Source organism: Microbacterium sp. str. 'China' (assembly GCF_002993305.1).
Taxonomy (GTDB): Bacteria; Actinomycetota; Actinomycetes; order Actinomycetales; family Microbacteriaceae; genus Microbacterium; species Microbacterium paraoxydans.
In genome coordinates this window covers 361100-377982 of record NZ_CP027434.1, presented here as the reverse complement: position 1 = coordinate 377982, position 16883 = coordinate 361100, and the positions used below count along the sequence as shown (strand labels likewise).

14 protein-coding genes and 1 pseudogene are annotated in these 16883 nt (G+C 70.2%); 7 read left to right on the top strand and 8 right to left on the bottom strand.

The window, feature by feature from the left end; genetic code table 11:
* The 4 genes from C6C15_RS01795 to C6C15_RS01780 form a co-directional block, all read right to left on the bottom strand.
* Positions 1-1089 carry an ABC transporter permease gene (locus C6C15_RS01795; protein WP_060923414.1) on the bottom strand — a complete coding sequence of 363 codons (1089 nt, stop codon included), beginning with the start codon at positions 1087-1089 and terminating at the stop codon, positions 1-3.
* On the bottom strand, positions 1086-1892 hold the full coding sequence (locus tag C6C15_RS01790) for an ABC transporter ATP-binding protein (RefSeq protein ID WP_105949131.1): 807 nt from the start codon (positions 1890-1892) through the stop codon (positions 1086-1088). Before C6C15_RS01790 ends, C6C15_RS01795 begins: the two co-directional genes overlap by 4 nt.
* The gene (locus C6C15_RS01785) at positions 1889-2713 is read right to left on the bottom strand and encodes an ABC transporter ATP-binding protein (protein ID WP_105949130.1); all 825 of its coding nucleotides are present in this window, start codon (positions 2711-2713) and stop codon (positions 1889-1891) included. The genes C6C15_RS01790 and C6C15_RS01785 overlap by 4 nt, the downstream gene beginning before the upstream one ends.
* 139 nt (positions 2714-2852) lie before the next feature.
* Complete coding sequence (locus tag C6C15_RS01780; protein WP_060923336.1) at positions 2853-4514, bottom strand: ABC transporter substrate-binding protein; 1662 nt, start codon at positions 4512-4514, stop codon at positions 2853-2855.
* A 154-nt stretch (positions 4515-4668) separates the two neighbouring features.
* Here C6C15_RS01780 and C6C15_RS01775 point away from each other — a divergent pair, with 154 nt between their 5' ends.
* Entirely contained in the window at positions 4669-5310 is a 642-nt protein-coding gene (locus C6C15_RS01775; RefSeq protein WP_105949129.1) for a TetR/AcrR family transcriptional regulator, read from the top strand.
* A 109-nt stretch (positions 5311-5419) separates the two neighbouring features.
* Positions 5420-6667, top strand: coding sequence for an amidohydrolase (locus C6C15_RS01770; protein WP_060923335.1), 1248 nt, complete (start codon positions 5420-5422; stop codon positions 6665-6667).
* Positions 6668-6682: 15 nt separating this feature from the next.
* On the opposite strand, the gene C6C15_RS01765 is transcribed toward C6C15_RS01770, so the two are convergent.
* Together C6C15_RS01765 and C6C15_RS01760 are read right to left on the bottom strand one after the other, a co-directional pair.
* Complete coding sequence (locus tag C6C15_RS01765; RefSeq protein ID WP_025104005.1) at positions 6683-7387, bottom strand: GTP pyrophosphokinase; 705 nt, start codon at positions 7385-7387, stop codon at positions 6683-6685.
* A 10-nt stretch (positions 7388-7397) separates the two neighbouring features.
* Complete coding sequence (locus C6C15_RS01760) at positions 7398-8486, bottom strand: VanZ family protein (protein WP_105949128.1); 1089 nt, start codon at positions 8484-8486, stop codon at positions 7398-7400.
* Positions 8487-8710: 224 nt separating this feature from the next.
* Between C6C15_RS01760 and C6C15_RS01755 the strand changes: the two genes are divergently transcribed.
* Entirely contained in the window at positions 8711-10660 is a 1950-nt protein-coding gene (locus C6C15_RS01755; RefSeq protein WP_276550785.1) for an APC family permease, read from the top strand.
* A gap of 9 nt (positions 10661-10669) precedes the next feature.
* On the opposite strand, the gene C6C15_RS01750 is transcribed toward C6C15_RS01755, so the two are convergent.
* Positions 10670-12076 (bottom strand): aminotransferase-like domain-containing protein, encoded by a 1407-nt coding sequence (locus C6C15_RS01750; RefSeq protein WP_105949126.1) that lies wholly within the window; start codon positions 12074-12076, stop codon positions 10670-10672.
* Here C6C15_RS01750 and C6C15_RS01745 point away from each other — a divergent pair.
* Complete coding sequence (locus tag C6C15_RS01745; RefSeq protein WP_105949125.1) at positions 12075-13049, top strand: DMT family transporter; 975 nt, start codon at positions 12075-12077, stop codon at positions 13047-13049. The two genes, C6C15_RS01750 and C6C15_RS01745, sit on opposite strands and share 2 nt — an antisense overlap.
* Positions 13022-13615, top strand: coding sequence for an FMN-binding negative transcriptional regulator (locus tag C6C15_RS01740; protein ID WP_105949124.1), 594 nt, complete (start codon positions 13022-13024; stop codon positions 13613-13615). The genes C6C15_RS01745 and C6C15_RS01740 overlap by 28 nt, the downstream gene beginning before the upstream one ends.
* 71 nt (positions 13616-13686) lie before the next feature.
* Here C6C15_RS01740 and C6C15_RS01735 read toward each other — a convergent pair.
* Positions 13687-14836, bottom strand: a pseudogene (locus C6C15_RS01735) (SLC13 family permease).
* 281 nt (positions 14837-15117) lie between these two features.
* On the opposite strand from C6C15_RS01735, the gene C6C15_RS01730 reads away from it, so the two are divergent.
* Together C6C15_RS01730 and kdpA are read left to right on the top strand one after the other, a co-directional pair.
* Positions 15118-15207: a potassium-transporting ATPase subunit F gene (locus tag C6C15_RS01730; protein ID WP_036292752.1), complete on the top strand. Its 90-nt coding sequence runs from the start codon at positions 15118-15120 to the stop codon at positions 15205-15207.
* Positions 15207-16883 (top strand): potassium-transporting ATPase subunit KdpA, encoded by a 1677-nt coding sequence (gene kdpA, locus C6C15_RS01725; RefSeq protein ID WP_105949123.1) that lies wholly within the window; start codon positions 15207-15209, stop codon positions 16881-16883. Before C6C15_RS01730 ends, kdpA begins: the two co-directional genes overlap by 1 nt.

Here is a 16883-nt window from a genome sequence, read left to right as displayed (position 1 = left end):
TCAGGACTCCATCTGGCGCGTGCGCGGGTCGAGGTAGGCGTAGACGACATCGGCGAGGATGTTGGCCACGAGCACCGACAGCGTGATCACGAGGAACACGCCCTGCATGAGGGCGAAGTCCTTGGCGTTGGTCGCGTCGAGCAGCAGCTTGCCGACACCCGGATAGCTGAAGACCATCTCCATCACGATCGTGCCGCCGACGATGAAGCCGATCGACAGCGCGAAGCTCTGGATCTGCGGCAGCACCGCGTTGCGGGCGGCATAGCCCCAGAGCACCCGCTTGTTGGGCATGCCCTTCGCCTGCGCGACCGTGATGTAGTCGTCGTCGAGCACCGTCAGCATCATGTTGCGCATGCCGAGCACCCACCCGCCGAGCGAGGCGACCACGATGGTCAGTGCCGGGAGCGTGCCGTGCATGATGACCTGACCGATGAAGTCGAGACTCCATTCCGGCGACTGCCCCTTGTCGTAGGCATGCGAGGACGGGAACCACTTCAGGGTCGAGGAGAAGATCGCGATCGCGATGAGCCCGAGCCAGAAGTACGGGATCGTGTTGAAGAAGGTCGTCACCGGGATGATCGCGTCGAGCTTGCTGCCGCGCTTCCACCCCACGACGGCTCCGAGCAGCGTGCCGATCGCGAAGGAGATGATGGTCGCGATGCCGACCAGCCCGAGCGTCCAGGGCAGGGCGGCGGCGAGCACCTCGGCGACCGGCCGCAGACCGTGCAGGGTCGAGATGCCGAGGTCGCCGCGCAGCAGCATCCCCCAGTATTCGAGGTACTGCTGCCAGATGGACTTGTCGGTGTCGATACCGAGCAGCACTCGCAGGGCCTCTGCCGCCTCGGGGCTCACGGTGCGGTTGCGCGCGAGGTACGAGCTGACCGCGTCGCCCTTCATGAGGCGGGGCAGGAAGAAGTTGATCGTGATCGCCGCCCACAGTGTGAACAGGTAGAACGCCGCGCGACCGGCGAAGAAGCGCCACGGCACCGGCCGCCTGGTGCGCTCCGCCGTGGTCGCCGTGGTGCCGACCTCGAGGGCATCGCGGGCGACGAGGTCGTCGTCGTCGAGTTGGGGGAATGCGGTGCTCACAGCGCGCCTCCGTTCGATGCCGCCGCAGCGAAGTGCTTCTCCGGATCGGGAGAGGCCGCGCGCAGCTCGCGGGTGTACGGATCCTGCGGGTTGAGGATCACATCGTCGGCGGTGCCGTACTCGACCACGCGCCCCTGGTTGAGGACCATGATCTCGTCGCTGAAGTGTCGGGCGGTCGCCAGATCGTGCGTGATGTAGAGCACTCCGAGTCCCTCTTCACGCTGCAGGTCGGCGAGCAGGTTCAGCACGCCGAGCCGGATGGAGACGTCGAGCATCGACACCGGCTCGTCGGCGACGAGGAGCGAGGGACGCGAGGCCAGGGCGCGGGCGATGGCTACACGCTGCCGTTGTCCGCCCGACAGCTCGTGGGGGCGGCGGTCGATCACCGCGTCCGCATCGAGGCGCACCCGGTCGAGGAGCCGACGCACCTCGTTCTCGGTCTCCTTCTTCGGCACCACGTCGTCGAGGCGGATGGGACGCTCCAGGTGGTAGCGGATCGAGTGGTACGGGTTGAGCGAGGCGAACGGGTCCTGGAACACCATCCGCAGCTGCTGGCGGTAGGTCCGCAGGCCCCTGCCGCGGCGCGGGATGGGCTTGCCGTCGAGCAGCACCTCGCCGCTGGTCGGGGTCTCGAGCTGGGTGAGGATCTTCGCGATCGTGGACTTGCCGCTGCCGGACTGGCCGACCAGGCCGATCGTCTGGCCGGACGTCAGGGTGAAGCTCACATCGTCGAGGGCTTTGATCTGCCCGGCGCCGCGGACGTTGTACGCCTTCGTGACGTGGCGGAACTCGAGGGTGGTCATCGCACCAGCACCCCTCTCTCCCCGGTGAGCCGGGGGAACGACGACAGCAGGGTCTTCGTGTACTCGTGCTCCGGCTGCGTCCAGATGCGCTCTGCCGTATCGAGCTCGATGATCTCTCCTTCGCGCATGATCGCGATCCGGTCGCTGATCTCCAGCAGGAGCGGCAGGTCGTGGGTGATGAAGATCACCGAGAAGCCGAACTCGTGGCGCAGCTGGGAGATCTGCTTGAGGATCTCCCGCTGCACCAGTACGTCGAGCGCGGTCGTCGGCTCGTCCATGACCATCAGCTGCGGACGCAGCGCCAGGGCCATGGCGATCATGACGCGCTGACGCATGCCGCCGGAGAGCTCGTGCGGGAAGGAGCGCACCCGCTGACGGCCGACCTTGACGATCTCGAGCAGCTCCTCGGCCTCGGCACGCCGCAGCCTGCGGTTCATGTCGGGACGGTGGATCTCGAACACGTCCTCCAGCTGCGAGCCGATCGTCGCCACGGGGTTGAGGGCGTTCATCGCGCCCTGGAACACCATCGACACCTTGTCCCAGCGGAACCGCTGCATCGCGTCGACGTCGAGCGCATTGATGTCGATGTCGATGCCGGTCGCATCGTGGAACGTCACGCTGCCGCCGGTGATGACGGCCGGAGCGCGCAGCAGGCGCTGCACGCCGTAGGCCAGCGTGGTCTTGCCGCATCCGCTCTCCCCGGCGAGACCGAGGATCTCGCCGCGCTGCAGTTCGAGGGTCACGTTCTTCACCGCCTCGACGGGCGGATCGACGTCGTACACGACGGAGAAGTCGCGCACGGTGAGCAGGGGATCTGGCATGGGGTGTCCTTTGTGGGGGGCGGGCCCTTCGACAGGCTCAGGGACCCAGAAATGGAGGCCCTTCGACAGGCTCAGGGACCCAGAAGGGTGGCTGAGCCTGTCGAAGTCCCGGCTGTGGGTGGCTGAGCCTGTCGAAGTCCTACTCGGCGGGCTTCAGCTTCGTGAGGATCTGCACGATGTTCGGCTGCGTCGGGTCGGCGGACGCGTAGGTGTCGGTCTCCGACGGCCAGCCGACGTAGTTGCGCGTGTTGAACTCGCCCAGCAGCGGGTGGGCGCCCAGCGGGATGGCCGGCACCTGCTCCGAGAAGATCGTCTGCAGCGTGTCGATGGCGGTGGTGCGCTCCTCGTCGGACGAGGCGTTGGCGTAGGTGTTCAGCGCGGCAGTCGCCTCCGGGTCGTCGAAGCGGCCGAAGTTGAAGCCGGCCTTGCCCTCGGGCGAGATCCAGCGCGGATCCATGGTCGAGGTGTACAGGCCGTACGCCGTGCCGCTGTCCTCCAGCCAGTGGATGATCGCGGAGAACGTGCCGTTGTCGCGGGGATCGGCCCAGCCGCCCCAGTCCGGCATATCGATCTTGACCTCGGCGCCGATGCCGTCCTTCACGTCCTCGGCGATGAGCTCCTGCGCCGTGTTCCAGTCGCTCCAGCCGGAGGGGACGGAGAGCGTGAACGAGACGGGCGTGCCGTCGGGGTCGATCAGGGCGTCGTCCTTCCAGGTGTACCCGGCGGTCTCCAGCAGATCACGCGCCTTCTCGGCGTCGACCGTGTAGTCGACGCCCTGGAACTCCGGCTGGATCTCGTCTTCGAGGATCGACGACAGCCCCGTGACCGACCAGACCGGCTCGCTGGCACCCTCGCGCGCGATGTCGACATAGGCGTCGCGGTCGATCACCCAGGCGAGCGCCTGTCGGAAGGCGGGGTCGTCGAACGGCTTCTGCTGCAGGTTCATGAACAGCGTGGCGGAGCCGGTGGTCGGGGAGGCGAGGAACTTGTTGTGCTCGGGGTCGGCCGAGAGGAACTGCTCCTCGATCTGCGGGATGAACGCCTGCGCCCAGTCGGCGTCGCCGTTCGCGAGGGCCGTGGTGAGGGCGGTGTTGTCGCCGTACGAGACGTAGTGCAGCTCCGGCACGGCGAGGTCGCCGCCCCAGTAGTCGTCGCGTGCGTCGAGCGTGACCGACTCGGTCGACCAGTTCGCCATCGCGTAGGGGCCGGTGCCGACGAGGTCGTCGCCCTTGACGGGGTCGGTGGCGGGGTCGTCGAAGTTCTCCCAGATGTGCTTGGGGACGATCGGCACGTGCAGCACGCGGGCCTGGTTCACGTACTTGGAGTCACCGAAGCTCAGCACGACCTTGTCGCCGTCGACCTCGGCACCCTCGAACTTGAGGCCGGCGGTGTCGAGGGCGGGGATCGAGGCGGTCTCGAAGGAGAAGACGATGTCGTCGGCCGTGAACGGCTCGCCGTCGCTCCAGGTCACGTCCGCGCGGGGGACGACGGTGAGCTGCGTGTAGTCGTCGTTCCACTCGAGGCTCTCGGCGAGCCACGGCGTCACACCGCGGTCACCCGTCTGGTTCACCAGGGCCAGAGTCTCGAACACCACCTTGGCGTAGCCGTACTTCGACGCCGCGGAGTCGCCGACGAACGGGTTGTTCGACTCGGTGCTGATCGCGCCGTCGGGCTTCGCGATGGTGAGGGAGGCGGAACCGGCGCCGTCGCCGGAACCACCGCCCGCCGAGCATCCGGCGAGCGCCGAGACGCCGAGGACGGCGACCGCGCTGGCAGCGATCAGGGTTTTCGTGAGCTTCATTGCTTCTCCTTGGGCACGGGTCCTTGTGCGGCGTCGCGGCCGAGGGATCACCGCCGGCCGCCGCTTTTGCTTACTGTCGAGAAAGTAAGCTGTGGAGAGGTTACCGAGGAGTAAGTTGGTTGGCAAGCAGAGCGGGATGAGGGGAGGTGGGCTCATGACGGACGACGTGCACGCGGTGCGGGTGCGCCCGGCGACGCGGGAGAAGCGCGAGCAGATCCTCAAGGCGGCCGTGGAGATCTTCGGCAACAAGGGCTCCACGAACGGCACGCTCGCCGACGTCGCCGAGCAGGTCGGCATCACCCATGCGGGCGTGCTGCATCACTTCGGCTCGAAGCAGAAGCTCCTCCTCGAGGTGCTCGCCTACCGCGATCAGGCCGACGTCGCCGACCTCGCCGAGAAGCACATCCCCGACGGACCGGAGCTGTTCCTCCACCTCGTCCGCACGGCGTTCGCCAACGAGAAGCGGCCGGACATCGTGCAGGCCTACACGGTGCTCTCCTCCGAGTCGGTGACCGACGACCACCCCGGTCGCGAATACTTCGAGGAGCGCTATACGACCCTGCGCCGGGAGGTGACGGCGGCGTTCGGGGAACTCTGCGCCCAGGAGGGTGTGACCGAACCCGCGACCATCGCCGCCGCTTCGGCCGCCATCCTCGCCGTGATGGACGGCCTGCAGCTCCAGTGGCTCCTGCATCCCGAGGTGATCGGACTCGGCGAGACGAGCGAGTTCGCGATCCAGGCGATCGTGAACGCCGTGCTGCGTCCCGGACCCGAACTGCCGACCTACGTGCACTGACCCTGCCGAGACCCCACGTTCCCGTCGAGACCCCGCCCTCCCGGCGCGGCGAAGCCGGGGTCTCGGCGGAACGCCGGGGTCTCGGCGCACACCCGGCTAGGCTCTGGCCATGACGATCGACCTCGAAGCGCTCTACATCGACCTGCACCAGCACCCCGAGCTGTCGTTCCAGGAGACCAGGACCGCGGGCATCGCCGCCCAGCACCTGCGCGACCTGGGCCTCGAGGTCGAAGAAGGCGTCGGGGTGACCGGCGTGGTCGGGGTTCTCCGCAACCCTTCGACAGGCTCAGAGACCCAGGATGAGGAGTTCCCGCGGCCGGTGGTGTGGGTGCGCGCCGATATGGACGCGCTCCCGGTCGAGGAGCAGACGGGCCTCGCATATGCGAGCACCGCGAGAGGCGTCGACCCCGCAGGCACGACTGTTCCCGTCATGCACGCCTGCGGTCACGACATGCACGTCACCGCCATGATCGGCGCGGTGGAGAAGCTCGTCGCGACCCGCGCGGAGTGGTCGGGCACTCTCGTCGTGCTCATCCAGCCTGCCGAGGAGTACGGCGCGGGGGCCAGGGCGATGCTCGACGACGGTCTGCTCGACCGCTATCCGAAGCCCGACGTGGTGCTCGGTCAGCACGTCACCCCGCTCCCCGCCGGGATCATCGGCGTGCGCAGCGGCACCCAGATGGCCGCGTCGGACGGCCTCACCGTCACCCTGCACGGCCGCGGCGGCCACGGCTCCCGCCCGCACGCCACGATCGACCCGGTCGTGATGGCGGCCGCGACCGTGATGCGCCTGCAGACGATCACCTCGCGCGAGATCGACCCGCAGGGCGTGGCCGTGGTGACGGTCGGCTCGATCCACGCCGGACTCAAGAACAACATCATCCCGGCCGAGGCGAAGCTCGAGCTCAGCCTCCGCTACCCGAATGAGGACGTGCGGGAGAAGGTGCTGGCGAGCGTCGAGCGGATCGTGCGCGCCGAGGCGATGGCCTCCGGCGCAGAGCGCGAGCCGGAGATCCACACCCAGCACACGCTCCCCGCCACGATCAACGACGAGGAGGCGACGGCGCGGGTCTCGTCGGCGCTGCGTCGGGCGCTCGGCGATTCGGCCGTCGTCGACCCCGGCATGTTCACCGGCAGCGAGGACGTCTCCTGGTTCGCCCGCGACGCCGAGGTGCCGCTCGTGTTCTGGTTCTGGGGCGGCGTCGACCCCGCCCGGTTCGCCGAGGCCGTCGCGGCGGGCACCGTGGAGAAGGACATCCCCACGAACCACTCGCCGTTCTTCGCGCCGGAGATCCATCCGACGATCGAGGTCGGGGTCACGGCGATGTCCGCCGCAGCCCGCGAGTTCCTGGCCTGACCCGGTTCGGGGTGCTCAGACCTCGACGATCCCCGGCGCGGGCGGAGGCGGCGGCGCGAGCTGCCGCTGCGGCACGCCATGGGCCTCGCGGTGCAGCCGCTCCATGCGGGTGTCGAGTTCGGCAGCGGCGTCGGCGGCGTCGCTGAGGCTGTCGACGAGGTGCGCGGGCACCTGGTTGGAGAACTTGTAGTAGATCTTGTGCTCCAGGCTCGCCCAGAAGTCCATCGCGATGGTGCGGAACTGCACCTCGACCGGCACGGACAGCGCGCCCGTCGAGAGGAAGACGGGGACCTCGATGATGGCGTGCAGGCTCTTGTACCCGTTCGGCTTCGGGTTCGCGATGTAGTCCTTCACCGTGCGGACGGTCACGTCGTCCTGCGCGGTCAGCAGATCGAACAGCCGGTAGACGTCGGCGACGAAGCTGCAGGTCACGCGCACTCCGGCGATGTCGGTGATCTCGGCACGGATGCGGTCGAAGTCCGGGTCGTCGATGCCCTTCCGGGCGATCTTCTCGACGATGCTGTCCGGCGACTTCAGCCGGCTCTTCACGTGCTCGATGGGGTTGTACGCGTGATCGTGGGTGAACTCGTCGCGGAGGATCGAGATCTTCGTCTCCACCTCGCGCATCCCGAACTCGTACTCGCGGAGGAAGCGCTGCAGCTGGTCGCGGAGCTCCTTCGCCTCGGAGATCAGGTGCTCGTCGACGGGGATCACGCTCATGAGGACGACGTTATCGATCCGTGATCGGAAACCCCTGTGGATTCGAGAGCGCGACGCGGGCGTCCTCGAGGTGCTGGCCGGAGAGGAGACCGGGGAGGCCGCGCCCCTGGCGGGTGGTGAACAGCAGCACGATCGCGACGAGGATCAGCACCGAGGAGAGCGCGTCGAACACCCCGCCGAGCATCCCGAGAGCCGTGAGTCCGCCGATGCCACCCGCCCAGCGCAGCAGCCGGGCGAGCGCCGCCGGCAGCCGCGACCCGGTGTAGCGCAGCTGCACGGCGAGGTCTCCCACCGAGCGGCCGGTGACGAGGATGACCACGAGCCACAGCGCACAGGCGGCCGCCGTGCTCACCGTGCCGGCGAGGGTGCCGTCGAGCACGGCCTGACGGTCCTGCACGACGTACTCGAGCCAGAGCTGCACCGCGACGCCCCCGGCGAGCACGACGAAGCCGTTCGCGAGTCCGTCGCACAGCATCGCCAGCGCGCGGCGACCACGGGTGACAGGGCGCGGCTCGTCGGCATCCGCCCGGGCCTGCAGGCCGCGCAGCGAGCGGGGCACGACGAGCGCGAGCACCGAGCCGAGCACGGCTCCGGTCGTGTTCGTCATCAGGTCACCGACGTCGAAGAAGCGGTAGGCGCACGGGTACAGACCCCAGACCCCGGTGAGCTGCGTGGTCTCCACGAACAGCGAGAGCCCGAAGCCGGCGAGGAGCGCGGTCGGCAGGCCGCGGCCGCCCAGCACGCGGAGGAACGCCCCGAGCGGGACGAACAGCAGCACGTTGAACACGAGCTGGAGCAGTGCGGGCTGGCGCAGCGGGTTGCCCGGCGCCGCGAACGCTTTCTGCACATCGCGCACCACGGACATCGGGTCGGTGATCGCCCCCACGCAGCGGATGGCGTCCGGATCGGGCAGCGGCAGCAGCGTGTACGTCCAGATGGCCCAGAAATAGACGAGCGCCGCGAGCCAGAGCAGCGTGCGGCCGAGCGAGAGGCGTCCGCGGCGGCGGTAGCTGATCGCGACGAAGGGCACGAAGAGGACGACGCCCGCGGCCAGGCCGATCGCCACGGCGATGACCCCCAGAACCACCTGATCCCCCACCGACGCAAGGATACCGGGAGGCCGTGAGGATTCCGTGAGGGAGCGCCACCGGGCCGTAGGGATTCCGTGAGGATCGCGTGAGGGCACCTCCGGTCGGCGTAGTGTCGCCGGACGTGTCAGAACAAACGAGGCCGACCCCGGACGCGCCGCCGCGCGCCAAGCGCATCCTGCTCGGCGACCCGCTGACGAGCGCCCAGGTCGACGAGCAGCTCCTGCCCAAGCGCATGGCGCTGCCGATCTTCGCCTCGGACGCGCTGAGCTCGGTGGCCTACGCCCCGCAGGAGCTCGTGATGATCCTGCTCATCGGCGGCCTCACGTTCCTGTCGTTCACCCCGCTCGTCGCCGCGGCCGTCGTCGTGCTGCTGCTCGTGGTGGTGCTCAGCTACCGGCAGCTCATCAAGGCGTACCCCTCCGGCGGCGGCGACTACGAGGTCGCGTCGAAGAACCTCGGCGAGGTCCCCGGGGTGATCGTGGCCGCGGCCCTCCTCGTCGACTACGTGCTCACGGTGGCCGTGTCGGTCGCGTCGGGGGTGGACAACATCATCTCGGCGGTGCCGGCGCTCGACCCGCTCCGCGTGGAGCTCGCGGTCGGCTTCGTCGTGCTCATCATCATCGTGAACCTCCGCGGCGTGCGGGAGGCGTCGCTCGTGTTCGCGATCCCCACGTACGTGTTCATCGGCTCGGTCGGCGTCATGATCGTCACCGGGCTCGTCCGGACGGCGCTCGGCGACGCCCCGATCGCGTCCAGCGCGGAGTTCGCCGTGCAGGCCGAGAGCCTCAGCCAGGCGGCCGTGCTGCTGCTCATCCTCCGGGCCTTCTCCAGCGGCTGCTCCGCGCTGACCGGGGTCGAAGCCGTGTCGAACGGCGTCCCGGCGTTCCGGGCCCCGAAGGTGCGCAACGCCCAGTCGACCCTCGTGCTCATGGGGACCATCGCGATCTGCCTGTTCTCCGGACTCACCGCCCTCGCCCTCATCGCCGGCGTGCACTACGCCGAGAACCCCTGCGACCTCATCGGGTTCGACTGCACGAACCCGCAGCCGAGCCTCATGGCGCAGATCGCCGCGGCGACGTTCGGCGGCGGCAGCATCCCGTTCTTCATCGTGCAGGCGGCCACGGCCTGCGTGCTGCTGCTCGCGGCGAACACCGCCTTCAACGGCTTCCCCCTGCTCGGCGCCGTGCTCGCCCGCGACGGCTACGCCCCGAAGTCGCTGAACACCCGCGGCGACCGGCTCGTGTTCTCCAACGGCATGATCCTCCTCGGGATCGCCGCGATCGCCGTGCTCGTGGTGTTCCAGGCCCGGCTGACGACGCTGATCCAGCTCTACATCATCGGCGTGTTCGTGTCGTTCTCCCTCGGCCAGATCGGCATGGTGCGGCACTGGCGACGGCTGCTCCGAGCACCCGCCCCGCCGAACGGCGACGGCGCCGCGGACCGGCGTTCCGCACGCGTGGGGCTGCTCATCAACTCCGCCGGGGCGACGCTGACCGTCCTCGTGCTCGTGATCGTGACGATCACGAAGTTCACGCACGGCGCCTACCTCGTGTTCTTCGCCATCCCGGTGCTCGCGTTCCTCATGATCGGCGTCAAGCGGTACTACCGGGACGTCGAGCACGAGATCGCCATCGACGACACCACCCGCTTCGGCGCCTCCGGCGACGTCGCCATCGTCCTCGTGAACCACCTGCAGAAGCCGGTCATGAAGGCCATCGACTACGCGATCGCCGCCAAGCACGACAAGACCCTCGCCGTGCACGTGGCCGTGTCGCAGGACGACGCCGCGCGCCTGCAGCAGGAGTGGACCGACCACCTCGTGCCGGTGCCGCTCGTGATCGTCGAGTCGCCGTACCGCTCGTTCGCGCAGCCCGTGACGCAGTTCATCCGGCAGTACCGCGAGAAGCACGGCTCCTCCGTCGTCACGGTCTACCTGCCGCAGTACATCGTGGGGCACTGGTGGGAGAACTTCCTGCACAACCGGCGCGCCCGCCGCCTCGCGAACCAGCTCATGCTCGTGCACGGGGTGTCCATCACCCTGGTGCCGTGGCTGCTCGACTCGTCCGAACTCATCTACGGCCGGCGCTCCCGTCCGCTGCCCGGTCAGGAGCGGGCGGGGCGGCCGGTCGTCGTGGCCGGACGCCGGGCGCACCGCCCCGCCGGGCCGCCGTCCGAGTCCTGATGGCGGCGGTCAGGTTCCGGCGAGGACCGCACCGAGGATCGTCGCGGCCTCGGGGAAGCGGGACGGGTCGGCGCTCGCGTAGTTGAGCCGCACGTAGGAGCCGGAGGGCTCCGCGGGGAACCACTCGCTCCCCGGCGCGATGACGAGGCCGCGCGCCGCGCACTCCCGGACGACGGCTGCGGCGTCGGTGCCGTCGGGCAGCCGCAGCCAGAGGTTCAGCCCGCCGACCGGCACGGCCTCCACCAGCGCGGTCGGCGCCTGCGCAGCCAGGCACGACAGCAGCAGGTCGCGCCGCGAGCGCAGCTGCTCCCGGAAGCCGCGGAGGTGTGTGCGCCACGCCGGCTGCGTCACCACGTCGAGGGCGGCGGCCTGCAGCAGACCGCTGACGTACATCGACTCCGCCGCGCGATCGGCGAGGATGCGATCCCTGGCCGGACCGCGGGCGATCACCGCCGCCACCCGCAGGGACGGCGACACGCTCTTCGTCAGCGAGCGCAGGTACACCACATGGCCGTCGTGGTCGGAGGCGGCCACGGGGCGGGGGTCGGCGTCGATGCCGAGGTCGTGCGCCCAGTCGTCCTCGATGAGGAAGGCTCCGTGGCGACGGACCGCGTCGAGCACGGCCTCACCGGTCGCCGCCGGCCACTGCGCTCCGGTGGGGTTCGCGAACGTGGGCTGCGCGTAGAACGCCCGGGCTCCGGTCTCGGCGAGCGCCCTGTCGACCGCGTCCGGATCCGGGCCCTGCGGGCCGGAGGGGACGGGAACGAGCACGACCCCCGCCTGCTCCGCCGCGAGCAGGGCGCCCCAGTAGGTCGGCGACTCGATGAGCAGCGGCCGGCCGACGCCGACGACCGCCCGGAAGATCGAGCTCAGTCCGCTCTGGCTCCCGGAGATGACGACGGCGTCGCGGGCGGTCGGCACCGTGATCCCCGCCGGGGCCGCCGCTGCCAGCTCCGCCGCGAACCACTCCTGCAGCCCCGGCTCGCCGGCCGCGGGCGAGCGGGTGAGAGCGGACGGCGTCCGGGAGGCGCGGACGAGGGCCTGCCGGACGAGCCGCTCGGGGAGGAGATCCGGAGCCGGATAACCGGAGTGCAACCCGATCGCGTCCGGCGAGGTCGGGCGCTGCGCCGAGGAGAGACCGTCCAGGCGCACGGCGGCCGCCCCCAGGGCTCCGGACTGCCAGCCGTAGTTCGCCGGCAGGACCGTGCGCGCCGCGCGGACGAAGGTACCGACGCCGGGTCGCGCGTCGACGAGCCCGAGGCGGACGAGCTGCTGCACCGCCTTCTGCACGGTCACGGGGCTCGCGGCGTAGTCCGCCGTCAGCGCGCGGTTGGAGGGGAGGCGGGCCCCGGGAGCGGCCGTGGCGATCCACGCCCGCAGGCCCGCCACGATCCGCGCGGTGCTATCCTGACTCATGAAAGAACACAGTAGCGTTATCCGTCCGAACGGAACACTGCTATCCCGCGCCGCCGGTCCCGGTTGGGGGCTGCTGGGCGTCGTCGCCTTCTCGTTCACGCTCCCGTTCACGCGGATCGCCCTCGGCGGCGGACTCTCGCCGCTGTTCATCGGCTCCGCGCGCGCGGTCGTCGCCGCCGTGCTCGCCGCGGTCGCCCTCCTCGTCACGCGTCAGCAGCCGCCGAGCCCGGTCCAGTGGGCACGACTCGCGATCGTCGCCCTCGGAGTGGTCGCAGGCTTCCCGCTGTTGACCTCGTTCGCGATGACCACGACGCCGGCGAGCCACGGGGCGGTCGTGATCGGCCTCCTCCCCGCCGCGACCGCCGTGGCCGTCGTGCTGCGCACCCGCGAGCGCCCGTCCCCCTCGTTCTGGGTCTTCGCGCTCCTCGGGTCCGCGGCGGCCCTCGTCTTCGCGACCCTGCAGAACGGCACCCCCGGCGTCCTTCGCCCCGCCGACCTCCAGCTGTTCGGCGCCGTCATCGCGGCGGCGGTCGGCTACGCGGAGGGCGGCCTGCTCGCCCGCGAGCTCGGCGCCTGGCAGACGATCTCGTGGGCGCTGGTGCTCGCCGCCCCCGTGATGCTCGCGGTGGCCGTGGCCGCCGGGGTCGCCGCCACGCCCATCGCCACCCCGACCGCGTGGCTCGCGTTCGCCTACCTGGCCGCGGTCAGCATGTTCCTCGGATTCTTCGCCTGGTACCGCGGCCTCGCCATCGGCCCGATGGCGCAGGTGAGTCAGATCCAGCTCGTCCAGCCCGTCATGGGCATCACCTGGGCCGCCTTCCTCTTCCATGAGGACGTCGGTGGGGCCACGGTGCTCGGCGGGCTCGCCGTCGTCCTGTGCGCCGGACTCGCCGTCCGCACCCGCAGCTCTTCTCCCACCCCCACCCCCACCCGACAGGAGGCGCCATGCGTCACACCCCCCGCTACCTCATGACCGACCCCGACGAGGTGAAGCGCCTCATCCGCGCCCACCCGTGGGCGACGTTCGTCTCACCGGCCTCCGCCGGCCTCGTCGCCTCGCACTACCCGGTGCTGCTCGAGGAGGACGAGGACGACATCGTGCTCGTGAGCCACTTCGGGCGTCCGGACGACGAGCTCCACGAGCTCGGTCGACACGAGATCCTGGTGATCATCCAGGGGCCGCACGACTACGTGTCCTCGAGCCTCTATGCGCCGGGGGACCTCGTGCCGACCTGGAACCATGTCACCGCGCACCTCTCCGGCACCCCCGAGATCCTCACCGCGGAGGAGAACTACGCCATGCTCACCCGGCTCACCGACCACTTCGAGGGTGGGCAGCCGCACGGGCGGAGCCTCGCGGAGGACGAGGCGGGCACCCGACGAGCCGCGAAGGGCACGGTGGGCCTGCGGCTCCGGGTCACCCGGTTCGATGCGCGTGCCAAGCTCAGCCAGAACAAGGCCCCCGAGGTGCGCGAGCGCATCGCCGCCCGGTTCGACGCGGTCCACCCCGCCCTGGCCGCCGAGATGCGTCGCGTCTGACCCCCGTTCGAATCGCGCACTTTGCTCCATCTCGGCCGGATTTGCAGCAAAGCGCGCGATTCGAAACGGGGTCAGAGGACGAGCGTGGCCAGGACGACGGTGGGCACCGCGGCGACGGCCCCCCAGAGCGCGAAGCGGCCCCAGCGGATCTCGACCCCGAGCGCCGTCACGCGATGGTGCCAGAGGAGCGTCGCCAGCGAGGCCCACGGCGTGATGAGCGGACCGAGGTTCACACCGATCAGCAGGGCCATCAAGGCGACCGGGTCCCCTGCAGCGGGTTCGAGCACGAGGTAGGCCGGGAGGTTGTTGATCGCGTTCGCGCTCACGGCTCCCAGCGCCGCGCGGCGGGAACAGGTCGCCGAGAGAGTCGCCCCTCGCGGTCGGTGAGGTCAGGAAGTCGAGCAGCCCCTGCGCGTGCGCGGACTCGACCAGGACGAACAGCGACGCGGCGAGCGCGAGCGCCTGCCACGGGACGAGGGACAATCGCAGGGCGTGGCGACGACGGACGGCGAACAGCGCGATCAACGCGAGAGCCGCGACCGTAGCGGGGATCCACACGTCGTGGGTGAGCGCGAGCAGCGGCATCAGCACGACGAGGACGCCGGTGGCGCTCCAGAACAGCGTCGGGTCGGCGGGGCGTCGGGGCTCGGGCATCTCATACGTACCGAAGACCGTGCGCCGATGCAGGACCGTGAGGATCGCGACCGGCACCAGGATCCCCACGAGCGTGGGCGCCCAGCTCAGCGCGATGAACGCCCCGGGCCCTTCCCCCATCGCGGGCGCGGCGAGCAGGTTCGTGAGGTTCGAGACCGGGAGCGCGAGGGACGCGGTGTTGGCGAGCCAGACGGTGGCCAGGGCGAACGGCAGCGGGGAGACGCCGATGCTCTGCGCCAGCACGACGACGACCGGTGTGACGATCACGGCGGTCGTGTCGAGCGAGAGGAACACGGTGCTCACCACGGCGAGCACGACCACCAGCGCCCACAGCACCACCACGCGGCCGCGACCCCAGCGCGCGAGGCGCTGCGAGACGACGTCGAACACCGCCGCGTCACGGGCGAGCTCGGCGACGATCGTGATCGCGACGACGAACCCCAGCACGGGCGCGATCCGTTCCCCGAGCGCACCGGCGTCCGTGCGCGGCAGGAACCCCGTGAGCACGCACCCGAGCGCGGCCACCACGAGCCCGGCGACGATCCCCGTCCCCGTCCCGATCCGCATCCTTCTGATCCCCACCTCGTGAGCATAGGGCCGGCGCCCCCTTTCGAATCGCGCACCTGGCTGCATCGGCGGCGGGTTTGGGACCAGGTGCGCGATTCGAAGGCCGTCTCCGTGAGCAACCCGCATGCATCCGAGGGGACGGGCGTAGGGGAAACGTGAGGATCGACGGATGCGGCCGGGCGGCGCAGTTGGATCGAGGACGTGCTCGACATCATCTACCTCGCGCTGACCCTGGCGCTGTTCGCCCTCGTGTCCCTCATCGCCAAGGCGGTGGACCGCGCATGATCGTCTTCGAGATCCTCGCCGCGGTCCTCGCCGTCGCCGCGGTCGTCTACCTGGTCGTGGCGCTCGTCGCCCCGGAGCGCTTCTGATGGACGCGACGGTCCTGTACGGCGTCCTCCAGATCACGGCCGTCGTGGTCGTGCTCGTGCTCCTCTACCGCCCCCTCGGCGACTACATCGCGCACGTCTACACCTCCGGACGCGACCTGCGCATCGAGCGCGGGCTCTACCGGGTGATCGGCGTCGACCCCCGCTCCGAGCAGACCTGGCGCGCCTACGCCCGCAGCGTGCTGCTGTTCTCGCTCGTCGGCCTCCTGCTCGTCTACGGGCTGCAGCGGCTCCAGGCCTTCCTCCCCGCGTCGCTCGGCCTGCCCGCCGTGCCGGAGGGACTCGCGTTCAACACCGCCGCGTCCTTCGTCGCGAACACCAACTGGCAGTCGTACTCGCCCGAGCAGACCGTGGGCTACACGGTGCAGCTCGCGGGCCTCACGGTGCAGAACTTCGTCTCCGCCGCCGTCGGCCTCACCATCGCCATCGCCCTCATCCGCGGGCTCGCGCGCCGTGGCTCCGCGACGATCGGCAACTTCTGGGTCGACCTCACCCGTGGTCTGGGGCGGCTGCTCCTCCCGCTCGCCCTGATCGGCGCAGTGGCCCTGCTCGCGGGCGGCGTGATCCAGAACGTGAACGGCTTCACCGATGTCGCCACGGTCTCGGGCGGCACGCAGACGATCCCCGGCGGTCCGGTCGCGTCACAGGAGGCCATCAAGCTGCTCGGCACCAACGGCGGCGGGTTCTTCAACGCCAACTCCGCCCACCCCTTCGAGAACCCCACCGGGTGGACCAACCTCCTCGAGGTGCTGCTGATCCTGGTGATCCCGTTCGCCCTCCCCCGCACGTTCGGCCGAATGGTCGGCGACCACCGGCAGGGGTACGCGATCGTCGCGGTCATGGGCACCCTGTTCCTCGCCTCGCTCGCCGCACTCTCGGCCCTGGAGCTGGCGGGACGCGGCGCCGCGCCCGAACTCGCCGGGGCGGCGATGGAAGGCAAGGAGCAGCGCTTCGGCATCCTCGGCTCGACCCTCTTCGGCAGCGCGAGCACCCTCACCTCGACCGGGGCCGTGAACTCGATGCACGACTCGTACACCGCGCTCGGCGGCATGATGCCGATGCTGAACATGATGCTCGGCGAGGTCGCTCCGGGCGGCGTCGGCTCCGGTCTGTACGGGATGCTCGTGCTCGCGATCGTCGCGGTCTTCGTCGGCGGGCTGCTCGTCGGCCGCACCCCGGAGTGGCTCGGGAAGCGCATCGGACCGCGGGAGATGACCGTCGCGAGCCTCTACATCCTCGTGGTCCCGGTGCTCGTCCTCGGCGGCACGGCCCTGAGCTTCGCGATCCCCGGTATCCGCGAGGACGTGGAGTCCACGAGCATCCTCAACCCGGGCGTGCACGGCATGAGCGAGGTGCTCTACGCGTTCACCTCCGCCGCGAACAACAACGGCTCCGCGTTCGCCGGCCTCACGGCGAACACCCCGTGGTTCAACACCGCCCTGGGCGCCGCGATGCTGCTCGGGCGCTTCCTCCCGATCGTGCTCGTGCTGGCCCTCGCGGGATCGTTCGCCGCACAGGAGCGGGTGCCGGCCACGACCGGCACGCTCCCCACCCACCGGCCGCAGTTCGTCGGCCTGCTCCTCACCGTGACCGTCGTCGTGACGGCCCTCACCTACTTCCCCGTGCTCGCACTGGGACCGCTCGCCGAAGGACTCTGA